The 17,548-nt window shown below is 51.3% G+C and carries 9 protein-coding genes and 5 pseudogenes; 6 read left to right on the forward strand and 8 right to left on the reverse strand.

From position 1 onward, the window contains the following. Both ACJHYR_RS25415 and ACJHYR_RS25420 read right to left on the reverse strand, forming a co-directional pair. Positions 1–428: pseudogene (locus ACJHYR_RS25415) on the reverse strand (ISL3 family transposase); the annotation flags it as partial. 259 nt (positions 429–687) lie between these two features. Further along, positions 688–1,881, reverse strand: a complete 1,194-nt coding sequence (locus tag ACJHYR_RS25420; protein WP_000095521.1) for an MFS transporter — start codon at positions 1,879–1,881, stop codon at positions 688–690. 135 nt (positions 1,882–2,016) lie between these two features. On the opposite strand from ACJHYR_RS25420, the gene iucA reads away from it, so the two are divergent. From iucA to iutA, 5 genes and pseudogenes are all read left to right on the forward strand, one after another. After that, positions 2,017–3,741 carry an aerobactin synthase IucA gene (gene iucA / locus ACJHYR_RS25425; protein ID WP_000602863.1) on the forward strand — a complete coding sequence of 575 codons (1,725 nt, stop codon included), beginning with the start codon at positions 2,017–2,019 and terminating at the stop codon, positions 3,739–3,741. Further along, complete coding sequence (iucB, locus tag ACJHYR_RS25430) at positions 3,742–4,689, forward strand: N(6)-hydroxylysine O-acetyltransferase IucB (protein ID WP_000011908.1); 948 nt, start codon at positions 3,742–3,744, stop codon at positions 4,687–4,689. Continuing rightward, positions 4,689–6,431: an NIS family aerobactin synthetase IucC gene (gene iucC, locus ACJHYR_RS25435; RefSeq protein ID WP_001015724.1), complete on the forward strand. Its 1,743-nt coding sequence runs from the start codon at positions 4,689–4,691 to the stop codon at positions 6,429–6,431. Before iucB ends, iucC begins: the two co-directional genes overlap by 1 nt. Next, positions 6,428–7,761, forward strand: a pseudogene (iucD, locus tag ACJHYR_RS25440) (NADPH-dependent L-lysine N(6)-monooxygenase IucD). Before iucC ends, iucD begins: the two are co-directional and overlap by 4 nt. A gap of 25 nt (positions 7,762–7,786) precedes the next feature. Further along, a complete protein-coding gene (gene iutA / locus ACJHYR_RS25445) occupies positions 7,787–9,988 on the forward strand; it encodes a ferric aerobactin receptor IutA (protein ID WP_001354580.1) in 2,202 nt (733 codons plus the stop codon). 64 nt (positions 9,989–10,052) lie between these two features. On the opposite strand, the pseudogene ACJHYR_RS25450 reads toward iutA, so the two are convergent. The 6 genes and pseudogenes from ACJHYR_RS25450 to sitA all read right to left on the reverse strand — a co-directional run bounded on the left by ACJHYR_RS25450 (position 10,053) and on the right by sitA (position 16,048). Beyond that, positions 10,053–11,269 (reverse strand): annotated as a pseudogene (locus ACJHYR_RS25450) (ISL3 family transposase). Between the two features lie 317 nt (positions 11,270–11,586). Next, positions 11,587–12,199, reverse strand: a pseudogene (locus ACJHYR_RS25455) (IS1 family transposase); the annotation flags it as partial. 378 nt (positions 12,200–12,577) lie between these two features. Continuing rightward, positions 12,578–13,456, reverse strand: a complete 879-nt coding sequence (gene sitD, locus ACJHYR_RS25460) for an iron/manganese ABC transporter permease subunit SitD (RefSeq protein ID WP_000968123.1) — start codon at positions 13,454–13,456, stop codon at positions 12,578–12,580. After that, a complete protein-coding gene (gene sitC / locus ACJHYR_RS25465) occupies positions 13,453–14,310 on the reverse strand; it encodes an iron/manganese ABC transporter permease subunit SitC (protein WP_001101720.1) in 858 nt (285 codons plus the stop codon). The genes sitD and sitC overlap by 4 nt, the downstream gene beginning before the upstream one ends. Beyond that, complete coding sequence (gene sitB, locus ACJHYR_RS25470) at positions 14,307–15,134, reverse strand: iron/manganese ABC transporter ATP-binding protein SitB (protein ID WP_000983725.1); 828 nt, start codon at positions 15,132–15,134, stop codon at positions 14,307–14,309. Before sitB ends, sitC begins: the two co-directional genes overlap by 4 nt. After that, entirely contained in the window at positions 15,134–16,048 is a 915-nt protein-coding gene (sitA, locus tag ACJHYR_RS25475; protein ID WP_000555617.1) for an iron/manganese ABC transporter substrate-binding protein SitA, read from the reverse strand. Before sitA ends, sitB begins: the two co-directional genes overlap by 1 nt. A 333-nt stretch (positions 16,049–16,381) precedes the next feature. On the opposite strand from sitA, the pseudogene ACJHYR_RS25480 reads away from it, so the two are divergent. Continuing rightward, positions 16,382–17,312, forward strand: a pseudogene (locus tag ACJHYR_RS25480) (IS110 family transposase); the annotation flags it as partial. Positions 17,313–17,548 lie beyond the last annotated feature (236 nt).

Here is a 17,548-nt window from a genome sequence, read left to right on the forward strand (position 1 = left end):
ATGGTGGCCCCGATGCCACGCCCACTCATCAATACCGACATGAGGCGCGCCCGACTGTTTCGTCTCCGGGGTATTAATAACCCTGCGAAGAAGAGTATCAGCACTGCAACGTAGCCCCACTGCCGTTGCTGCCTGTTTCCCGGCCTCACCTCCGGCTATTAATCCCGGTTGACGTTGTAAATTTTGTAACGCCTGTGAATACTGCTGATGTGAACTGTGAAGGGAGGCTGAGACTCGGCAAAATTTTTCGTTAACAGGCAAGGGTTATGGCAGCACCAGAGTAAGATGCGTCTGGGCTGAGCAGGGTAAGTGCTGTATCTGGAGGCGATGGCATCTATGAACTGAGTAGCTGTGCTTAAGGTATTCAACACATAGTGCTGTTTTGCATTTTCCGGGGAGATGGAGGGTTATATACCGTCAGAGCTAATAACTTCTTGACCGTATTGCCATCAGCAAAGTAACCGTAGAAATCTCTTAAGTGAGTGTATTAAGTTACCCATAACTTAAAACGGCTTCACTGGTAAGCCTCATACATTTTCTTTCACTCAAGTTGTGGAAGCCCTCTTTCGTCGAACCGTTCGTTATAAATGCAAAAGATGTATGCTGACCCTCTCAAAGCCGAAATCATACAGAGTTTATGGAAAAGTGGTGAACCAGTCGCGTCGAAAGTAGATTGAGCTCATATCATTACTTGCTTTTGCAGCAGCGCCAGATAAATACAGTCACCATGCTAAATAATACAGCGGCAAATAATGCCATCACAATCAGTGCTATTGCGACACCTGTTTTCGACACCAATGGTACCAACAACGCGCAAAGCCCATAGCCAAGTGTGTGACTGCAAGCGAGCCAGCCCGCGCCTGCGCCGTCGGCCAGCTTATCATTCAGTAAAAGTTGATAAGCGGGGGTTGCCAGAGCAGCTCCAAATGACAGCACTGCACAGCCTAGGTAAAACAACCATAGCTGTTCAGCGAGCATGATAGCCAGACCACTACTCATCAACACCCCGGCACTCAGGAGCAGAGCCACTGGAGTCAGGCGCTGTGGACGGAGTACCACGAACTGCGCGATAAGCGCAGCTATTGCGGACAGCCCCAACAACCACGCTACCTGTTGGCTAATAGTGGTGGTATCAGTGGCGAACTGGCGAGTAAGGGCTGGAGAAAGTCCAAGCTGCATCATGCTCATTGCCGCAGCCAGTAACATTGCGCAAAGCAGATAAGGCAGGAAATCCCGCTTCAGGCTGACGCTCTTGCGCTCCGGTGTGGGCTGTGGTGGTGTGCCGGGCAACCGCAGAAGCATCACCAGTGCCAGCGCTGGCGCTGCCATCAGCATCCACACTGGCGCCAGAGGGTGAATGACCAACATTGCCGCCGCGCACAGCGGCCCGAATAGCCTGCCGCAGCTCAGGCCGGAGCTGATGGTTGCCAGAGCGGCCATGCGATTCCCATCTCCCGCTCTCTGCAATGCCCAGACCTGACAGGCTGGCACCATTGCTGACACGGTCAGACCGTAGACGATCCGGGCGATGATTAATATTCCCAACCCCACCGCTTTTGTTACGGCACCGGTAGCCATCAGCACGCTTCCCAGCCCAAGCAGGGTAAAGCTTACGCCATATCCTCCCAGAGCCCACAGCACCACAGTCTTACTGCCAGTAAGGGAAATTTGCTTTCCCCACCATGGGGAAGATGGCAGAAACAGCATTGAGCCCAGCATCAGCAGGGCAGCCCATACAGACAGACTCAGATTTGTCTGTATGACCAGAACAGGGAGTACAACCAGCAGACCGTTCTGTCCGATACCGAGAAGACCGGCACTGAACGCCAGTGGCCAGCAGGACAGGGTTTTTTGGGGCGTATCTTCGATCTTAGATGACATTGTAATGTTTCAACACCATGTATTAATTGTGTTTATTTGTAAAATTAATTTTTCTGACAATAACATTTCTCATTGATAATGATAATCATTATTGACATAATTGTTATTATTTTACTGTGTAGGAGCTGTTTGATTATGATCCTGCCCTCTGAAAAATCCGCCACAGATGTGGCTGCGCAGTGCTTCCTGAATGCCTTGATTCGTGAAACCAAAGACTGGCAACTGGCGGAATACCCGCCAGACGAATTGATTATCCCGCTGGACGAACAGAAGTCGCTCCATTTCAGAGTGGCTTATTTCTCCCCAACCCAGCATCACCGCTTTGCATTTCCTGCTCATCTGGTCACGGCATCAGGCAGTTATCCTGTCGATTTTACCACTCTCTCCCGGCTTATTATTGACAAGCTCCGGCATCAACTTTTTCTGCCAGTTCCCCTCTGCGAAACTTTCCACCAACGCGTGCTGGAAAGCTACGCCCATACGCAACAGACAATTGATGCCCGCCATGACTGGGCCATCCTGCGTGAGAAAGCGTTGAATTTTGGCGAGGCTGAGCAGGCACTGCTGACAGGACACGCTTTCCACCCTGCACCTAAGTCTCATGAACCGTTTAACCGCCAGGAAGCTGAACGATACCTGCCTGACATGGCACCTCACTTCCCGCTGCGGTGGTTTTCGGTGGATAAAACGCAAATCGCTGGTGAAAGTCTGCATCTTAACCTTCAACAGCGGTTGACGCGATTTGCCGCAGAAAATGCGCCCCAGTTACTCAACGAATTAAGTGACAATCAATGGCTGTTCCCGCTGCACCCGTGGCAGGGAGAATATCTTTTGCAGCAGGTGTGGTGCCAGGCACTTTTTGCTAAAGGACTTATCAGAGACTTAGGCGAGGCCGGCACGTCGTGGCTGCCGACCACCTCTTCCCGCTCCCTCTACTGTGCTACCAGCCGCGATATGATCAAGTTCTCCCTGAGCGTTCGGCTGACCAACTCCGTCCGTACTCTGTCTGTGAAAGAGGTGGAGCGAGGAATGCGCCTGGCACGTCTGGCGCAAACCGACGGCTGGCAGATGCTACAGGCCCGCTTCCCTACTTTCCGGGTAATGCAGGAGGACGGCTGGGCCGGGCTGCGCGATCTTAACGGCAACATCATGCAGGAAAGTTTGTTTTCCCTGCGTGAAAACCTGCTGCTGGAGCAGCCGCAAAGCCAGACCAACGTTCTGGTTTCCCTGACTCAGGCCGCACCGGATGGCGGTGATTCGCTGCTGGTTTCGGCGGTAAAACGCCTGAGCGATCGCCTCGGTATCACTGTGCAACAGGCCGCCCACGCATGGGTCGATGCTTACTGTCAGCAGGTGCTGAAGCCTCTGTTTACGGCTGAAGCGGATTACGGCCTGGTGCTGCTGGCGCATCAGCAAAATATTCTTGTGCAGATGCTTGGGGATCTGCCGGTCGGATTTATTTACCGTGACTGCCAGGGCAGCGCGTTTATGCCTCACGCGACAGAGTGGCTCGATACCATTGACGAGGCGCAGGCGGAAAATATTTTCACCCGTGAGCAGTTGCTGCGCTATTTCCCTTATTACCTGCTGGTTAACTCCACTTTTGCCGTAACTGCTGCGCTGGGTGCTGCCGGGCTGGACAGCGAAGCGAATCTGATGGCTCGTGTACGAACATTGCTGGCTGAAGTGCGTGACCAGGTGACTCATAAAACCTGTCTCAACTATGTTCTGGAAAGTCCGTACTGGAACGTAAAAGGTAACTTTTTCTGTTATCTGAACGATCATAACGAGAACACCATCGTTGACCCTTCGGTGATCTATTTTGATTTCGCTAACCCGCTGCAGGCTCAGGAGGTCTGAATGTCTGGGGCAAACATTGTTCACAGCGGATATGGACTGCGCTGTGAAAAACTCGACAAGCCTCTGAATCTTGGCTGGGGGCTGGACAATAGCGCGGTGTTGCACTGGCCCGGGGAGCTGCCAACAGGATGGCTGTGCGACGCGCTGGATCAGATATTTATCGCCGCACCACAACTTTCAGCAGTGGTTCTTCCCTGGTCCGAATGGTGTGAGGAGCCACAGGCGCTGACGCTTTTCGGACAGGTACAAAGCGACATTATCCATCGTTCCGCTTTCTGGCAGTTACCGTTATGGCTGAGTTCTCCGGCAAACCGGGCCTCCGGTGAAATGGTTTTTGATGCAGAGCGTGAGATTTATTTCCCGCAGCGCCCCCCCCGTCCGCAGGGTGAAGTTTATCGTCGTTACGATCCACGCATTCGCAGGATGCTGAGTTTCCGCATTGCCGATCCCGTTTCTGATGCAGAACGTTTCACTCGCTGGATGAACGATCCGCGCGTTGAGTATTTCTGGGAGCAAAGTGGCTCACTGGAGGTACAGATCGCCTATCTGGAACGCCAGCTCACCAGTAAACATGCATTCCCGCTGATTGGTTGTTTCGACGATCGGCCGTTCAGTTATTTCGAAATCTACTGGGCGGCGGAAGACCGCATTGGTCGCCACTATTCGTGGCAGCCCTTTGACCGTGGCCTGCATCTGCTGGTTGGTGAACAGCAATGGCGCGGAGCCCACTATGTGCAAAGCTGGCTGCGCGGGGTGACACATTACCTGCTGCTGAATGAGCCACGTACGCAGCGCACAGTACTGGAGCCACGCACCGATAACCAGCGCCTGTTCCGCCATCTTGAGCCTGCGGGATACCGGACAATTAAAGAGTTCGACTTCCCACATAAACGCTCGCGCATGGTGATGGCGGATCGTCATCACTTCTTCACGGAGGTCGGTCTGTAATGAATCACAAAGACTGGGATTTGGTCAACCGCCGCTTGGTGGCAAAAATGTTGTCTGAGCTGGAGTATGAGCAGGTTTTCCACGCGGAATCTCAGGGCGATGACCGCTACTGCATTAACCTGCCGGGAGCACAATGGCGCTTCATCGCTGAACGTGGTATCTGGGGCTGGCTCTGGATTGATGCTCAAACTCTGCGCTGCGCGGACGAGCCAGTACTGGCTCAGACGCTGCTGATGCAGCTAAAGCAGGTACTGTCAATGAGCGATGCAACCGTTGCTGAGCATATGCAGGATTTGTATTCCACGCTGCTGGGCGACCTGCAACTGCTGAAAGCCCGTCGCGGGCTGAGCGCCAGTGACCTGATTAATCTTAGTGCCGACCGCCTGCAATGCCTGCTGAGCGGTCATCCTAAATTCGTTTTTAATAAAGGTCGCCGTGGCTGGGGTAAAGAGGCGCTGGAACGATATGCGCCAGAGTATGCCAACACCTTTAGACTGCACTGGCTGGCGGTAAAACGTGAACATATGATCTGGCGCTGTGATAACGAGATGGATATTCATCAGTTGTTGACGGCCGCAATGGATCCGCAGGAGTTTGCCCGCTTCAGTCAGGTCTGGCAGGAAAACGGACTGGATCATAACTGGCTGCCGCTGCCTGTACATCCGTGGCAGTGGCAGCAAAAAATCGCCACCGACTTCATCGCTGATTTTGCCGAAGGCAGGATGGTGTCTCTCGGCGAGTTTGGCGACCAGTGGCTCGCCCAGCAGTCGCTGCGTACCCTGACCAACGCCAGTCGCCGGGGTGGGCTGGATATCAAGCTGCCGCTGACCATCTACAACACCTCATGCTACCGGGGGATTCCTGGCAGATACATCGCTGCCGGACCACTGGCTTCACGCTGGCTACAACAGGTTTTTGCGACCGACGCTACCCTGGTGCAAAGCGGTGCAGTGATCCTTGGTGAACCGGCTGCAGGCTATGTCTCCCATGAAGGCTATGCCGCGCTTGCCCGGGCTCCCTATCGCTACCAGGAAATGCTTGGTGTTATCTGGCGGGAGAATCCGTGCCGCTGGCTGAAACCGGATGAAAGTCCGGTTCTGATGGCAACACTGATGGAGTGCGACGAAAACGATCAGCCGCTGGCAGGCGCATATATAGACCGCTCCGGGCTGGACGCTGAAACCTGGCTTACGCAACTGTTCCGGGTGGTCGTGGTTCCTCTGTATCACCTGCTTTGCCGCTACGGTGTCGCGCTTATTGCACATGGACAAAATATAACGCTCGCCATGAAAAAGGGGGTTCCACAGCGTGTTCTGCTGAAAGACTTCCAGGGCGATATGCGGCTGGTGAAAGAAGAGTTCCCCGAAATGGACTCTTTGCCTCAGGAGGTTCGTGATGTTACATCCCGCCTGAGTGCGGACTACTTAATCCATGATTTGCAGACGGGTCACTTCGTGACAGTACTGCGTTTTATTTCGCCACTGATGGTTCGTCTTGGCGTACCTGAACGGCGATTTTATCAACTGCTGGCAGCAGTGTTGAGTGATTACATGAAAAAACATCCACAAATGTCAGAGCGTTTTGCGCTTTTCTCACTTTTCAGGCCACAAATCATTCGCGTGGTGCTGAACCCGGTAAAACTGACCTGGCCTGATCTGGATGGCGGCAGCCGCATGCTGCCGAATTACCTTGAGGATCTGCAAAATCCGCTGTGGCTGGTAACTCAGGAATATGAATCATGAAAAAAAGTGTCGATTTTATTGGTGTAGGGACAGGGCCATTTAATCTCAGCATTGCTGCGTTGTCACATCAGATCGAAGAACTGGACTGTCTCTTCTTTGATGAACATCCTCATTTTTCCTGGCATCCGGGTATGCTGGTACCGGATTGTCATATGCAGACCGTCTTTCTGAAAGATCTGGTCAGTGCTGTTGCACCTACAAATCCCTACAGCTTTGTTAACTATCTGGTGAAGCACAAAAAGTTCTATCGCTTCCTTACAAGCAGACTACGTACAGTATCCCGTGAAGAGTTTTCTGACTACCTCCGCTGGGCTGCTGAAGATATGAATAACCTGTATTTCAGTCATACCGTTGAAAACATTGATTTCGATAAAAAACGTCGATTGTTTCTGGTGCAAACCAGCCGGGGAGAATATTTTGCCCACAATATCTGCCTTGGTACAGGAAAACAACCTTATTTACCACCCTGTGTGAAGCATATGACACAATCCTGTTTCCATGCCAGTGAAATGAATCTTCGTCGGCCGGACCTTAGTGAAAAACGGGTAACCGTGGTTGGTGGAGGACAGAGTGGTGCAGACCTGTTCCTTAATGCATTACGCGGGGAATGGGGAGAAGCGGCGGAAATAAACTGGATCTCCCGGCGGAATAATTTTAACGCACTGGATGAGGCTGCTTTTGCTGATGAGTATTTTACACCTGAATATATTTCAGGCTTCTCCGGACTGGAGGAAGATATTCGCCATCAGTTACTGGATGAGCAGAAAATGACATCGGATGGCATCACTGCCGATTCTTTACTGACCATTTATCGTGAGTTGTACCACCGTTTTGAAGTTCTGAGAAAACCAAGAAATATCCGTCTGCTACCCAGCCGCTCGGTAACAACTCTGGAAAGTAGTGGTCCTGGCTGGAAGTTGCTGATGGAGCATCATCTGGATCAGGGCAGGGAGAGCCTGGAAAGTGATGTGGTGATTTTCGCCACAGGTTACCGTTCTGCGTTGCCACAAATACTTCCCTCACTGATGCCGCTGATCACCATGCACGATAAGAACACCTTTAAAGTGCGTGATGACTTCACTCTGGAATGGAGTGGCCCGAAAGAGAACAACATCTTCGTGGTCAACGCCAGTATGCAAACCCATGGCATCGCCGAACCTCAGCTCAGCCTGATGGCATGGAGATCTGCACGTATTCTTAATCGTGTAATGGGACGTGATTTATTCGATCTCAGTATGCCGCCCGCCCTGATTCAGTGGCGCAGCGGCACCTAGGGAAAACGCAGCCGGAGGCTGCTTCTTTAACTCGCTACACAGCATCTTTGGGCTGATTTTTTCCGCCCGTGTGGAGGAATAATGATGATAAGCAAAAAGTATACGCTTTGGGCTCTCAACCCACTGCTTCTTACCATGATGGCGCCAGCAGTCGCTCAACAAACCGATGATGAAACGTTCGTGGTGTCTGCCAACCGCAGCAATCGCACCGTAGCGGAGATGGCACAAACCACCTGGGTTATCGAAAACGCCGAACTGGAACAGCAGATTCAGGGCGGCAAAGAGCTTAAGGACGCACTGGCTCAGCTGATCCCTGGCCTTGACGTCAGCAGCCGGAGCCGCACCAACTACGGTATGAATGTGCGTGGCCGCCCGCTGGTCGTGCTGGTTGACGGCGTGCGTCTCAACTCTTCACGTACCGACAGCCGACAACTGGACTCTATAGATCCTTTTAATATCGACCATATTGAAGTGATCTCCGGTGCGACGTCCCTGTATGGCGGCGGCAGTACCGGTGGCCTGATCAACATCGTGAGCAAAAAAGGCCAGCCGGAAACCATGAAGGAGTTTGAGGCTGGCACCAAAAGTGGCTTTAGCAGCAGTAAAGATCACGATGAACGCATTGCCGGAGCTGTCTCCGGCGGAAATGAGCATATCTCCGGACGTCTTTCCGTGGCATATCAGAAATTTGGCGGCTGGTTTGACGGTAACGGCGATGCCACCCTGCTTGATAACACCCAGACCGGCCTGCAGTACTCCGATCGGCTGGACATCATGGGAACTGGAACGTTGAACATCGATGAATCCCGGCAGCTTCAGTTGATCACACAGTACTATAAAAGCCAGGGCGACGACGATTACGGGCTTAATCTCGGGAAAGGCTTCTCTGCCATCAGAGGGACCAGCACGCCCTTCGTCAGTAACGGGCTGAATTCCGACCGTATTCCCGGCACTGAGCGGCATTTGATCAGCCTGCAGTACTCTGACAGCGCTTTCCTGGGACAGGAGCTGGTCGGTCAGGTTTACTACCGCGATGAGTCGTTGCGATTCTACCCGTTCCCGACGGTAAATGCGAACAAACAGGTGACGGCTTTCTCTTCGTCACAGCAGGACACCGACCAGTACGGCATGAAACTGACTCTGAACAGCAAACCGATGGACGGCTGGCAAATCACCTGGGGGCTGGATGCTGATCATGAGCGCTTTACCTCCAACCAGATGTTCTTCGACCTGGCTCAAGCAAGCGCTTCCGGAGGGCTGAACAACAAGAAGATTTACACCACCGGGCGCTATCCGTCGTATGACATCACCAACCTGGCGGTCTTCCTGCAATCAGGCTATGACATCAATAATCTCTTTACCCTCAACGGTGGCGTACGCTATCAGTACACTGAAAACAAGATTGATGATTTCATCGGCTACGCGCAGCAACGGCAGATTGCCGCCGGGAAGGCTACATCCGCCGACGCCATTCCTGGCGGCTCAGTCGATTACGACAACTTCCTGTTCAACGCTGGTCTGCTGATGCATATCACCGAACGCCAGCAGGCATGGCTCAACTTCTCCCAGGGCGTGGAGCTGCCGGACCCGGGTAAATACTATGGTCGCGGCATCTATGGTGCTGCAGTGAACGGCCATCTTCCTCTAACAAAGAGTGTGAACGTCAGCGACAGCAAGCTGGAAGGCGTGAAAGTCGATTCTTATGAGCTGGGCTGGCGCTTTACTGGCAATAATCTGCGCACCCAAATCGCGGCCTACTATTCGATTTCTGATAAGAGCGTGGTGGCGAATAAAGATCTGACCATCAGTGTGGTGGACGACAAACGCCGTATTTACGGCGTGGAAGGTGCGGTGGACTACCTGATTCCTGATACTGACTGGAGTACCGGAGTGAACTTCAACGTGCTGAAAACTGAGTCGAAAGTGAACGGTACCTGGCAGAAATACGATGTGAAGACAGCAAGCCCATCAAAAGCGACAGCCTACATTGGCTGGGCACCGGACCCGTGGAGTCTGCGAGTGCAGAGCACCACCTCCTTTGACGTGAGCGACGCGCAGGGCTACAAGGTCGATGGCTATACCATCGTCGATTTGCTTGGCAGTTATCAGCTTCCGGTGGGTACACTCAGCTTCAGCATTGAAAACCTCTTCGACCGTGACTACACCACTGTCTGGGGGCAGCGTGCGCCACTGTACTACAGCCCGGGTTACGGCCCTGCTTCACTGTACGGCTACAAAGGCAGGGGCCGCACCTTTGGTCTGAGTTACTCAGTATTATTCTGACAGGAATTCTTTGGAAACAAAGGTATGTTGATATAAGGGCCTTCCCTGATCATGGTGGGAAGGCTCAAAACGCCATATTCAGTTTCCCGTAGTGGAACATCACGCCCAGCTTAAAGCGTTCCCGATTGCGGTATCCCCTGGCTTTTATCCTCAGCAGCCTGAGCTTACTGTTAAGCGCCTCCGCGTTTCCGTTTGAGACACGGTGTCGCATGGCATTCAGGATCCCATACAGCCTTTTTCCTATCGTTTTCGTGGCGTTTTTCATCATAGTAATGTCACTGTTGGCCGCCAGAGCCAGCAATCTCTCCCACTCATTACGTCTTTCCTCACTTCATGGCCTGTTCCAGATATTCTTTGCCAGCTCTTTCAGCGCCCAGCACAGGCTTGTCAGCTTCATCTGTGCACGCAGCCATATCAGCTTTTCCTGCCTGGATTCGGTCATCCATTTATCGTTGTACTGCCACAGGAAGCGGGTCCCCTTTGCCTGACGCCGACTTTCAACAGGGAGGTGTGGATGTTCATCCTGACGGATTTTATCAACCACTTCACCAAGTTGCTTTGCTACATGGAAGCGGTCGAAGGCGATTTTCTCAACCGCACAGGGTAAGTGGATACGCGCTGCTCTTATACAGCCTGCATTCATGTCCATTGAGAGCGTTTTGATAGCCAGCAACTGCCCGTCAGTAAGCGTGCGAAGATAGCCGGCGAGGCTCTCTGTGCCACGATCGTCCGTTAAGGCCAGTGCACGACCATCGCGATCGGAGATCACAGTTATATAACAATGTCCTTTTTTAAAGGCGACCTCATCCACATTCATATGACGGGCGGATAATGGCTTTTTTATCCGGGCAAGACCTCGCTTAACTGCCCGGGTCATAATGCCGTCAACCGCATTCCAGCTGAGCTTAAGTTGTTTCCTTACAGCATCAACAGTGCTGATTTTCAGCCATGAGAGAACGAGTCGAACAGCAGCGTATACCGCCTTCCGGGGCCAGCCCAGGGAACTAGCAACGTCTGGCAGCCATGCTCCGGGCACATAATGCGGGGCACATCGGCTTCGACAATAGTGGTGAACTGGCAGATATCAAGATGACGCCATTTACGATGACGGTGATCGTGAACAGAACAGGATTTACCGCAGGTCGGACAGGCTAACCGGGCATTTTTAGCGATTCCAACTGTGACGGTAACAGAACCGGCGTTTTCATCGAGAGAAAGATATTTAACCTGCCATGGAGCGGTCAGGTTGATAATATGAGCGTAGAGGGACCTTTCGTCCATGGCGGTGACCTTTGGCAATTAAAACACCATCATCATGCCTTCAGCCACCATAACAAGGGAAAACCCTGATATACGGCCTTAAAAAGATATTCCGTCTCCGGAACGGACTGCTCACCACTGAATAACATTATGCCTGTTTTATGTATCTTTGACTGAAATTTATCGCATATCCTCATTTCATTGCCCGTATGAAAAGGTAAGCGAAAACCTACTGCCGTAGTAGCCATTGAGTAGTATTGGTAACATAGGTGCCAACATTTCAACTGATCTGCGCTAAGATCTTGGGTATTCTATGAAAAATGTGGTAGTGCTTCCAATCAGTAGAACATGTTCTTTTCAATGACGGAACCGATGACTTTTTCGTTGATTTTCACGGAACGCGAGAAGCAGATTGTTTTACGTGCCAGCCGCTTGATGCGGGTGCGGAGGGGCAGGTTGTTAAGTTCAATAGGTTGCGTGAATATTTTACCGGTCAGGTATTTCTCCTTCGTCACTTCTCTGACGTTGCAGCCCCTGTCATTGCTGGTCACTATGCCGATATAGAACGAAGTCAACAGGGCTAACAGTTCCCGACAGGTCTCATCATTCCGTGGCCCGAAAGAATAAGCCAACACACCGCAGTTTTAGTGTTGTAAGCAGACTAGTGTTGTTGCGCCTTGCTGCCAACGAAATTTAACTGCTCATCAAGTTTCAAAGATAAGGGCAACATCAGCGTGAACGACTGGCGTAGATGTTATCCGCCGGGGCGAAAACATTTTTAATGTCCGTATGACGGTATTGATGCCGATTTTCAGTGTTCATGGGTATCACGGACACCTGCGCCGTTATGTGCCATTTCAACGATCTGCTCCTTAACGCCGGGTTTCCTGACTTCACCAAGAGTAAGTGAGCTGGAAAACATGTTTTACATGAGCGACAACGGAAACGCTCATCTCGGGAACGTGTTCTTAACGGTTAGACTGGCCCCCCTGAATCACCTGCAGTTGAAGGACAGTAACAGGTTAAGTGATAACAGATGTCTGGAAATATAGAGGTAAATCCAAGGAAGTGCCACTTTTCATCCGTTGTTGACAATACAGCAAAACTTGATGCTATTCGTACGCCCACAATGGAATGTGGATTCAAACTGAATATTCCGTTTGTTGATATGAGTGATTTGGGCAACGGTGGCAACAAATAACTTTATACAGGAGCTGACGGTGTTTTCCTGATCATGCCGCCCATATTTTCTTCGGAGGTCGGGGACTTTCAATACCTTCCCCCGACACTCTATGACTTCACAAGATTGTCTCCATGACTGCTATGTGCCTACAGATGTTGCTCTCTGGTTGTTGTACTAGTCGGGAGATCCTGTGGATCGACATTTTCCTTCGCGTGAGCATTGATGCTGGAAGCGGTAAACGTCAGGATGAATACAACCGTGAATAAGATAACAATCGTTGGTGCTGGTGCGCTGTCTATAAAAAAGGAGAGCCATACACCAGTCATTGAGACCATTACCGATATACCGAGCGCCAGCAGGAGCGCAATATGAAAGCGTTGCGTCAGGAGTACCGCAATGGCGCCAGGCGCAATGAGCAGAGAAATGGAGAGAATGATACCTACCGCTTTCAGCGTCGCCACAATGGTCAGAGAGACCATGCACAGCAGCCCATAATGCAGCCATCTCGTATGCAAACCGCTTACCTGCGCCTGTTGATAATCAAAGCTGAACAGCAAAAAATCCCGCCATTTTACGCTAATAACAAGTGTAACCAGCCCGGCAATAATCACCGTCTGGATTATATCGCCGATGGTTACCCCGAGCATGTCGCCGAAAAGAATATGGTCAAGATGTACGTCGGGTTTGACTGCAATATACAAGATCAGACCTGCGGCAAACATGCCAGAAAAAACAATCCCCATCACTGTATCTTGCTTGATTCGGCTGTTGTCTTTCAGGTATCCCGTCGCCACCGCGCAGAATACTCCGGCGACGAATGCTCCTCCCGCCAGAGGAAAACCCAGTATCCACGCAAGCACGATACCAGGAAAAACCGCATGACTCATCGCGTCTCCCATCAGTGCCCAACCTTTCAGGACCAGAAAGACCGACAGCAGCGCACAGGGTATGGAAACTACCAGTGAAATCAGCAGTGCGTGACTCATAAAGGTGAACTGCAGTGGCTCCAGTAATAATGCCATCATGAGCGATCCTCCAGCACCTTATGCGCACGCTGACGATTTGCCAAAAGCCCATGGGTGGGTGCAAAGACAAATGCTAAAAGAAACAGCAGTGTCTGCGCCACCACGATGATTCCACCTGTCGCTCCGTCCAGAAAGTAACTGACCCACGCGCCGAGGAAACTGGTTACACTGCCAATAGTTACAGCAATCACGAGCAGGCGGGGAAAACGATCGGTTAACAACCATGCTGTTGCGCCAGGGGTCACTACCAGACAGATCACCAGAAAAGCCCCAACCGTTTGCAATGCTGCAACGGTCGATACCGCCAGCAGTGTGAAGAAGAGGATTTTTAATCTTCCTGGATATAATCCAATAGCACGGGCGTGATTCTCGTCGAAAAAGGTCACCATAAGATCTTTCCATTTGAAAAAGAGCACTATGACTGAGACAATGCCAATGATAGTGAGTTGCAGGATATCCGCCGGAGCGATTGCCAGAATATTGCCCAGGACGATGGTCTGAATATTTACGGATGTCGGGTTTAATGACACCATAAACAGCCCCAGGCCAAAAAAGGACGAGAAGATCAGGCCGATGATGGCATCTTCTTTTAAGCGAGTGCGTTGGTTAAGAAACAGCATGCTGCCCGCAGCCAGTCCACCGGAAAAGAAGGCCCCCAGAGAAAACGGAAGCCCCAGCATATATGCCCCCGCAACACCCGGGACGATAGAGTGCGACAGCGCATCGCCAATCAGCGACCAGCCTTTTAGCATCAGATAGCATGACAGGAAAGCGCAGAGACCGCCGACCATCGCCGCGACCCACATCGCATTGAGCATATATTCATAGCTGAAGGGTTCCAGTAGCACGTTCATCTTTCTTCCCTCTGCACCGCTGATGGTCGATAAGCCACAAAGGGGCGTTCATCGTCAGTAATAATGCTTTCTTCCGAGCCTTTAAGTGTGACATGGCGTAGTACGCCGCTAAAAGCCAGCTCCAGGTTCTCGGCTGTAAAAGTGGTGTCTGTCGGCCCGCTTGCCAGGACGGTGCCTTTGACCATGACCGTATAATCGCAAAATGTCGTGACGGATCCGAGATTGTGCGTTGAGACAAGCATCGTTTTGCCTTCCGCGCGTAACTCCCTCAACAGGCTGATGATTTTGGCTTCGGTTTTCACATCAACGCCGGTAAAAGGTTCATCCAGCAGGATCACATCACCCTGCTGTGCAATCGCTCTCGCCAGAAAGACGCGTTTCTTTTGTCCACCGGAAAGCTCGCCGATTTGTCGATGGCGAAAATCTACCATATCGACACGTTCCAGCGCATCGGTGACAACCTGACGATCCCTCTTATTGGCTATACGCAACATACCCATATGCCCATAGCGGCCCATCATCACCACATCTTCCACCAGTACAGGAAAGGACCAGTCCACTTCTTCTGACTGCGGGACGTAGGCAATCAGGTTTTTCTGCAGAGCCTGCCGCGTGGGAATACCCAGAACAGATATCTTTCCGGTAGTCAGACGCACGAATCCCATAATCGCTTTAAATAACGTCGATTTTCCGGAACCGTTTACCCCAACCAGAGCGGCAATAGATCCGCCTGGTACTGTGAAGGATGCATCGCGCAGTGCTGTGTGCCCGTTACGCCAGGTGACAGTAACGCCATTAACGACAATACCCGCAGATTGCATCATTACTTCTCCCTTTTCCCGGCTTTAATTCCCTGCACCAGCGTACTGGTAGTAACCTTCAGAAGGTCGATATACGTAGGTACCGGGCCGTTTTCTGTGCTCAGGGAATCGACATAGAGCACACCGCCGTAGTGTGCGCCGGTTTCACGCGCAACCTGACGCGCTGGTTTATCGGAAACCGTACTCTCACTAAATACCGCTGGGATATTATTTTTCTTCACTATATCAACCACTTTACGTACCTGCTGGGGTGTTCCTTGTTGATCGGCATTAATCGGCCACAGATAAAGCTCTTTTAGCCCCAAATCGCGTGCGAGATAAGAAAAAGCCCCTTCACTGGTGACCATCCATCTTTTATTCTCAGGGAGTTCAGCAATCTGCTTACGCAGGGGGGCAAGGGTTTGGGTAATCTTGGCTTTATAAGTATCGGCATTACGTTGGTATGTTTTTGCATTTGCCGGATCGTATTTTATCAACGCATCACGAATATTATCGACGTAAATCAAAGCATTATCTGGCGACATCCAGGCATGAGGGTTAGGTTTTCCCTCGTAGGGGCCTTCGGTGATCCCTACTGGCGTCACACCCGAAGAGACAATCACTTCTGGAACACCATTGAGATGCTGGTAAAAGCGCTGGAACCACAATTCCAGATTCATTCCATTGGCGAGAATCAGTTGTGCCCCCTGCGCACGTTTAATATCGCCAGGGGTAGGCTGATACTCATGAATTTCCGCACCGGGCTTGGTTATGGATGAGACTTCTGCAACATCTCCAGCCACGTTTTTGGCCATATCTGCGATGATGGTAAATGTTGTAATGACCTTGAATTTTTCAGTTGCACTCGCCTGAAATGCGATCGAGCAGGTGAGGGCGAGGAACCCCAAGAGCATGGTTAATTTTTTTATTGAGTGCATAATTCAGTACCTATAGTGAGCAAAATTAGAACAAACATAGCAACGGCTATGTTTTATAGCATAATCTATACAAATGCAAATGGTTATCATTAATGTATTTGTTTGTAAGTGATGAGATGCTCTTCCTCTCCTTCACGACAGCCTTCAATTACGCCATGATGGATAAACTGTAACCATAAAAGGAGAAATGTACTGAACACATCCTGCCCTGTTAAGAGAGGTGCACTGTGATGGATGAAGGGTAAAATTGTCTGCTGTGGAGCCTCTCAGATTTCCGGCATCATAGTGCCCAATACGGGATGCAAAAGCGCCCTCAGACTGGCGACTCCACAAATGAAATATACACCGGTTGGCGTTGATATCGCAAAGTATCTGATTCAGGTTCACTTCATCAATGAGTACACGGGCGAAGTGGTGGACAAGCAGCTACGTAGCAAGGATTTTCTGACGTTCTTCAGCAACCGGGAACCCTGTCTGATAGGTATGGAGGCTTGTGGAGGCTCCCAACATTGGGCGAGGGAACTGGAAAAAACTGGGACACAAAGTTCGGCTGTTGCAAGCTCGCTTCGTTAAAGCATTCGTCATGGGCAACAAAAATGATGTGATGGATGCGCGTGCTATCTGGATGGCGGTACAGCAGCCCAGTAAAGATATCGCTGTTAAAACGGAAGAGAAGCAGTCAGTTCTGGTCCTGCACCGTTCGCGCAGACAACTGGTGAAGTTCAGAACCTCGCATATTAATACCCTTGGCACGCTCCTCGAGTTTGGTGAAATCCTCCACAAAGATCGGACAGCGATGGACAGAAAGCTACCGACAGCCCTAGAGCGAATGAAGACGAACCTGCCGCCGTATCTCATCACTGTGCTTGAATACCAGTACAACAGACTGAGTGAGCTGGGCATGCAGATAGATGGCCTTGATAAACAGATTAACAGCGTGGCACGGCAGAGCGAAAACTGTAAGCGCCTAATGGAAATCCCCGGTGTGGGGCCGTTAATCGCTACGGCGGTGGTCGCCACCATGGGCGAGGCCTCAGCATTTAAATCCGGACGTGAGTTTGACGCTTATGTCTGTCTGGTGCCGAAGCAGACGGGGTCCGCTGGGAAGGTTCGCATGCTGGGGATAAGCAAACGTGGGGATACCTACCACCGGACATTATTTATCCATGGGGCAAGGGCGGCAGCATTGCTGACCAAAGAACCCGGCCCATGGATCACGGAGCTGAAAAAACGGCAGCCGACAGGTGTAATGCCGATCAGTTTAGGAGCAGTTGACCGATCCAGGGTCTGTTTAAGAATCCTGAAACGCTCACTCGTTTCCGGATTTTTGTGCACAGAAAACCCCCCAGCTAGGCTGGGGGCCGGAAAGCTTTCAGCTTTGAGCCAGTTTGAACCGCCCCGGAAATCCTGGAGACTAAACTCCCTGAGAAAGAGGTAAACAGGATGACTAAAAATACTCGTTTTTCCCCCGAAGTCCGTCAGCGGGCGATTCGTATGGTT

It is taken from the genome of Escherichia sp. WS1450 (assembly GCF_046487395.1).
In the GTDB taxonomy this organism is placed as follows: Bacteria; Pseudomonadota; Gammaproteobacteria; order Enterobacterales; family Enterobacteriaceae; genus Escherichia; species Escherichia coli.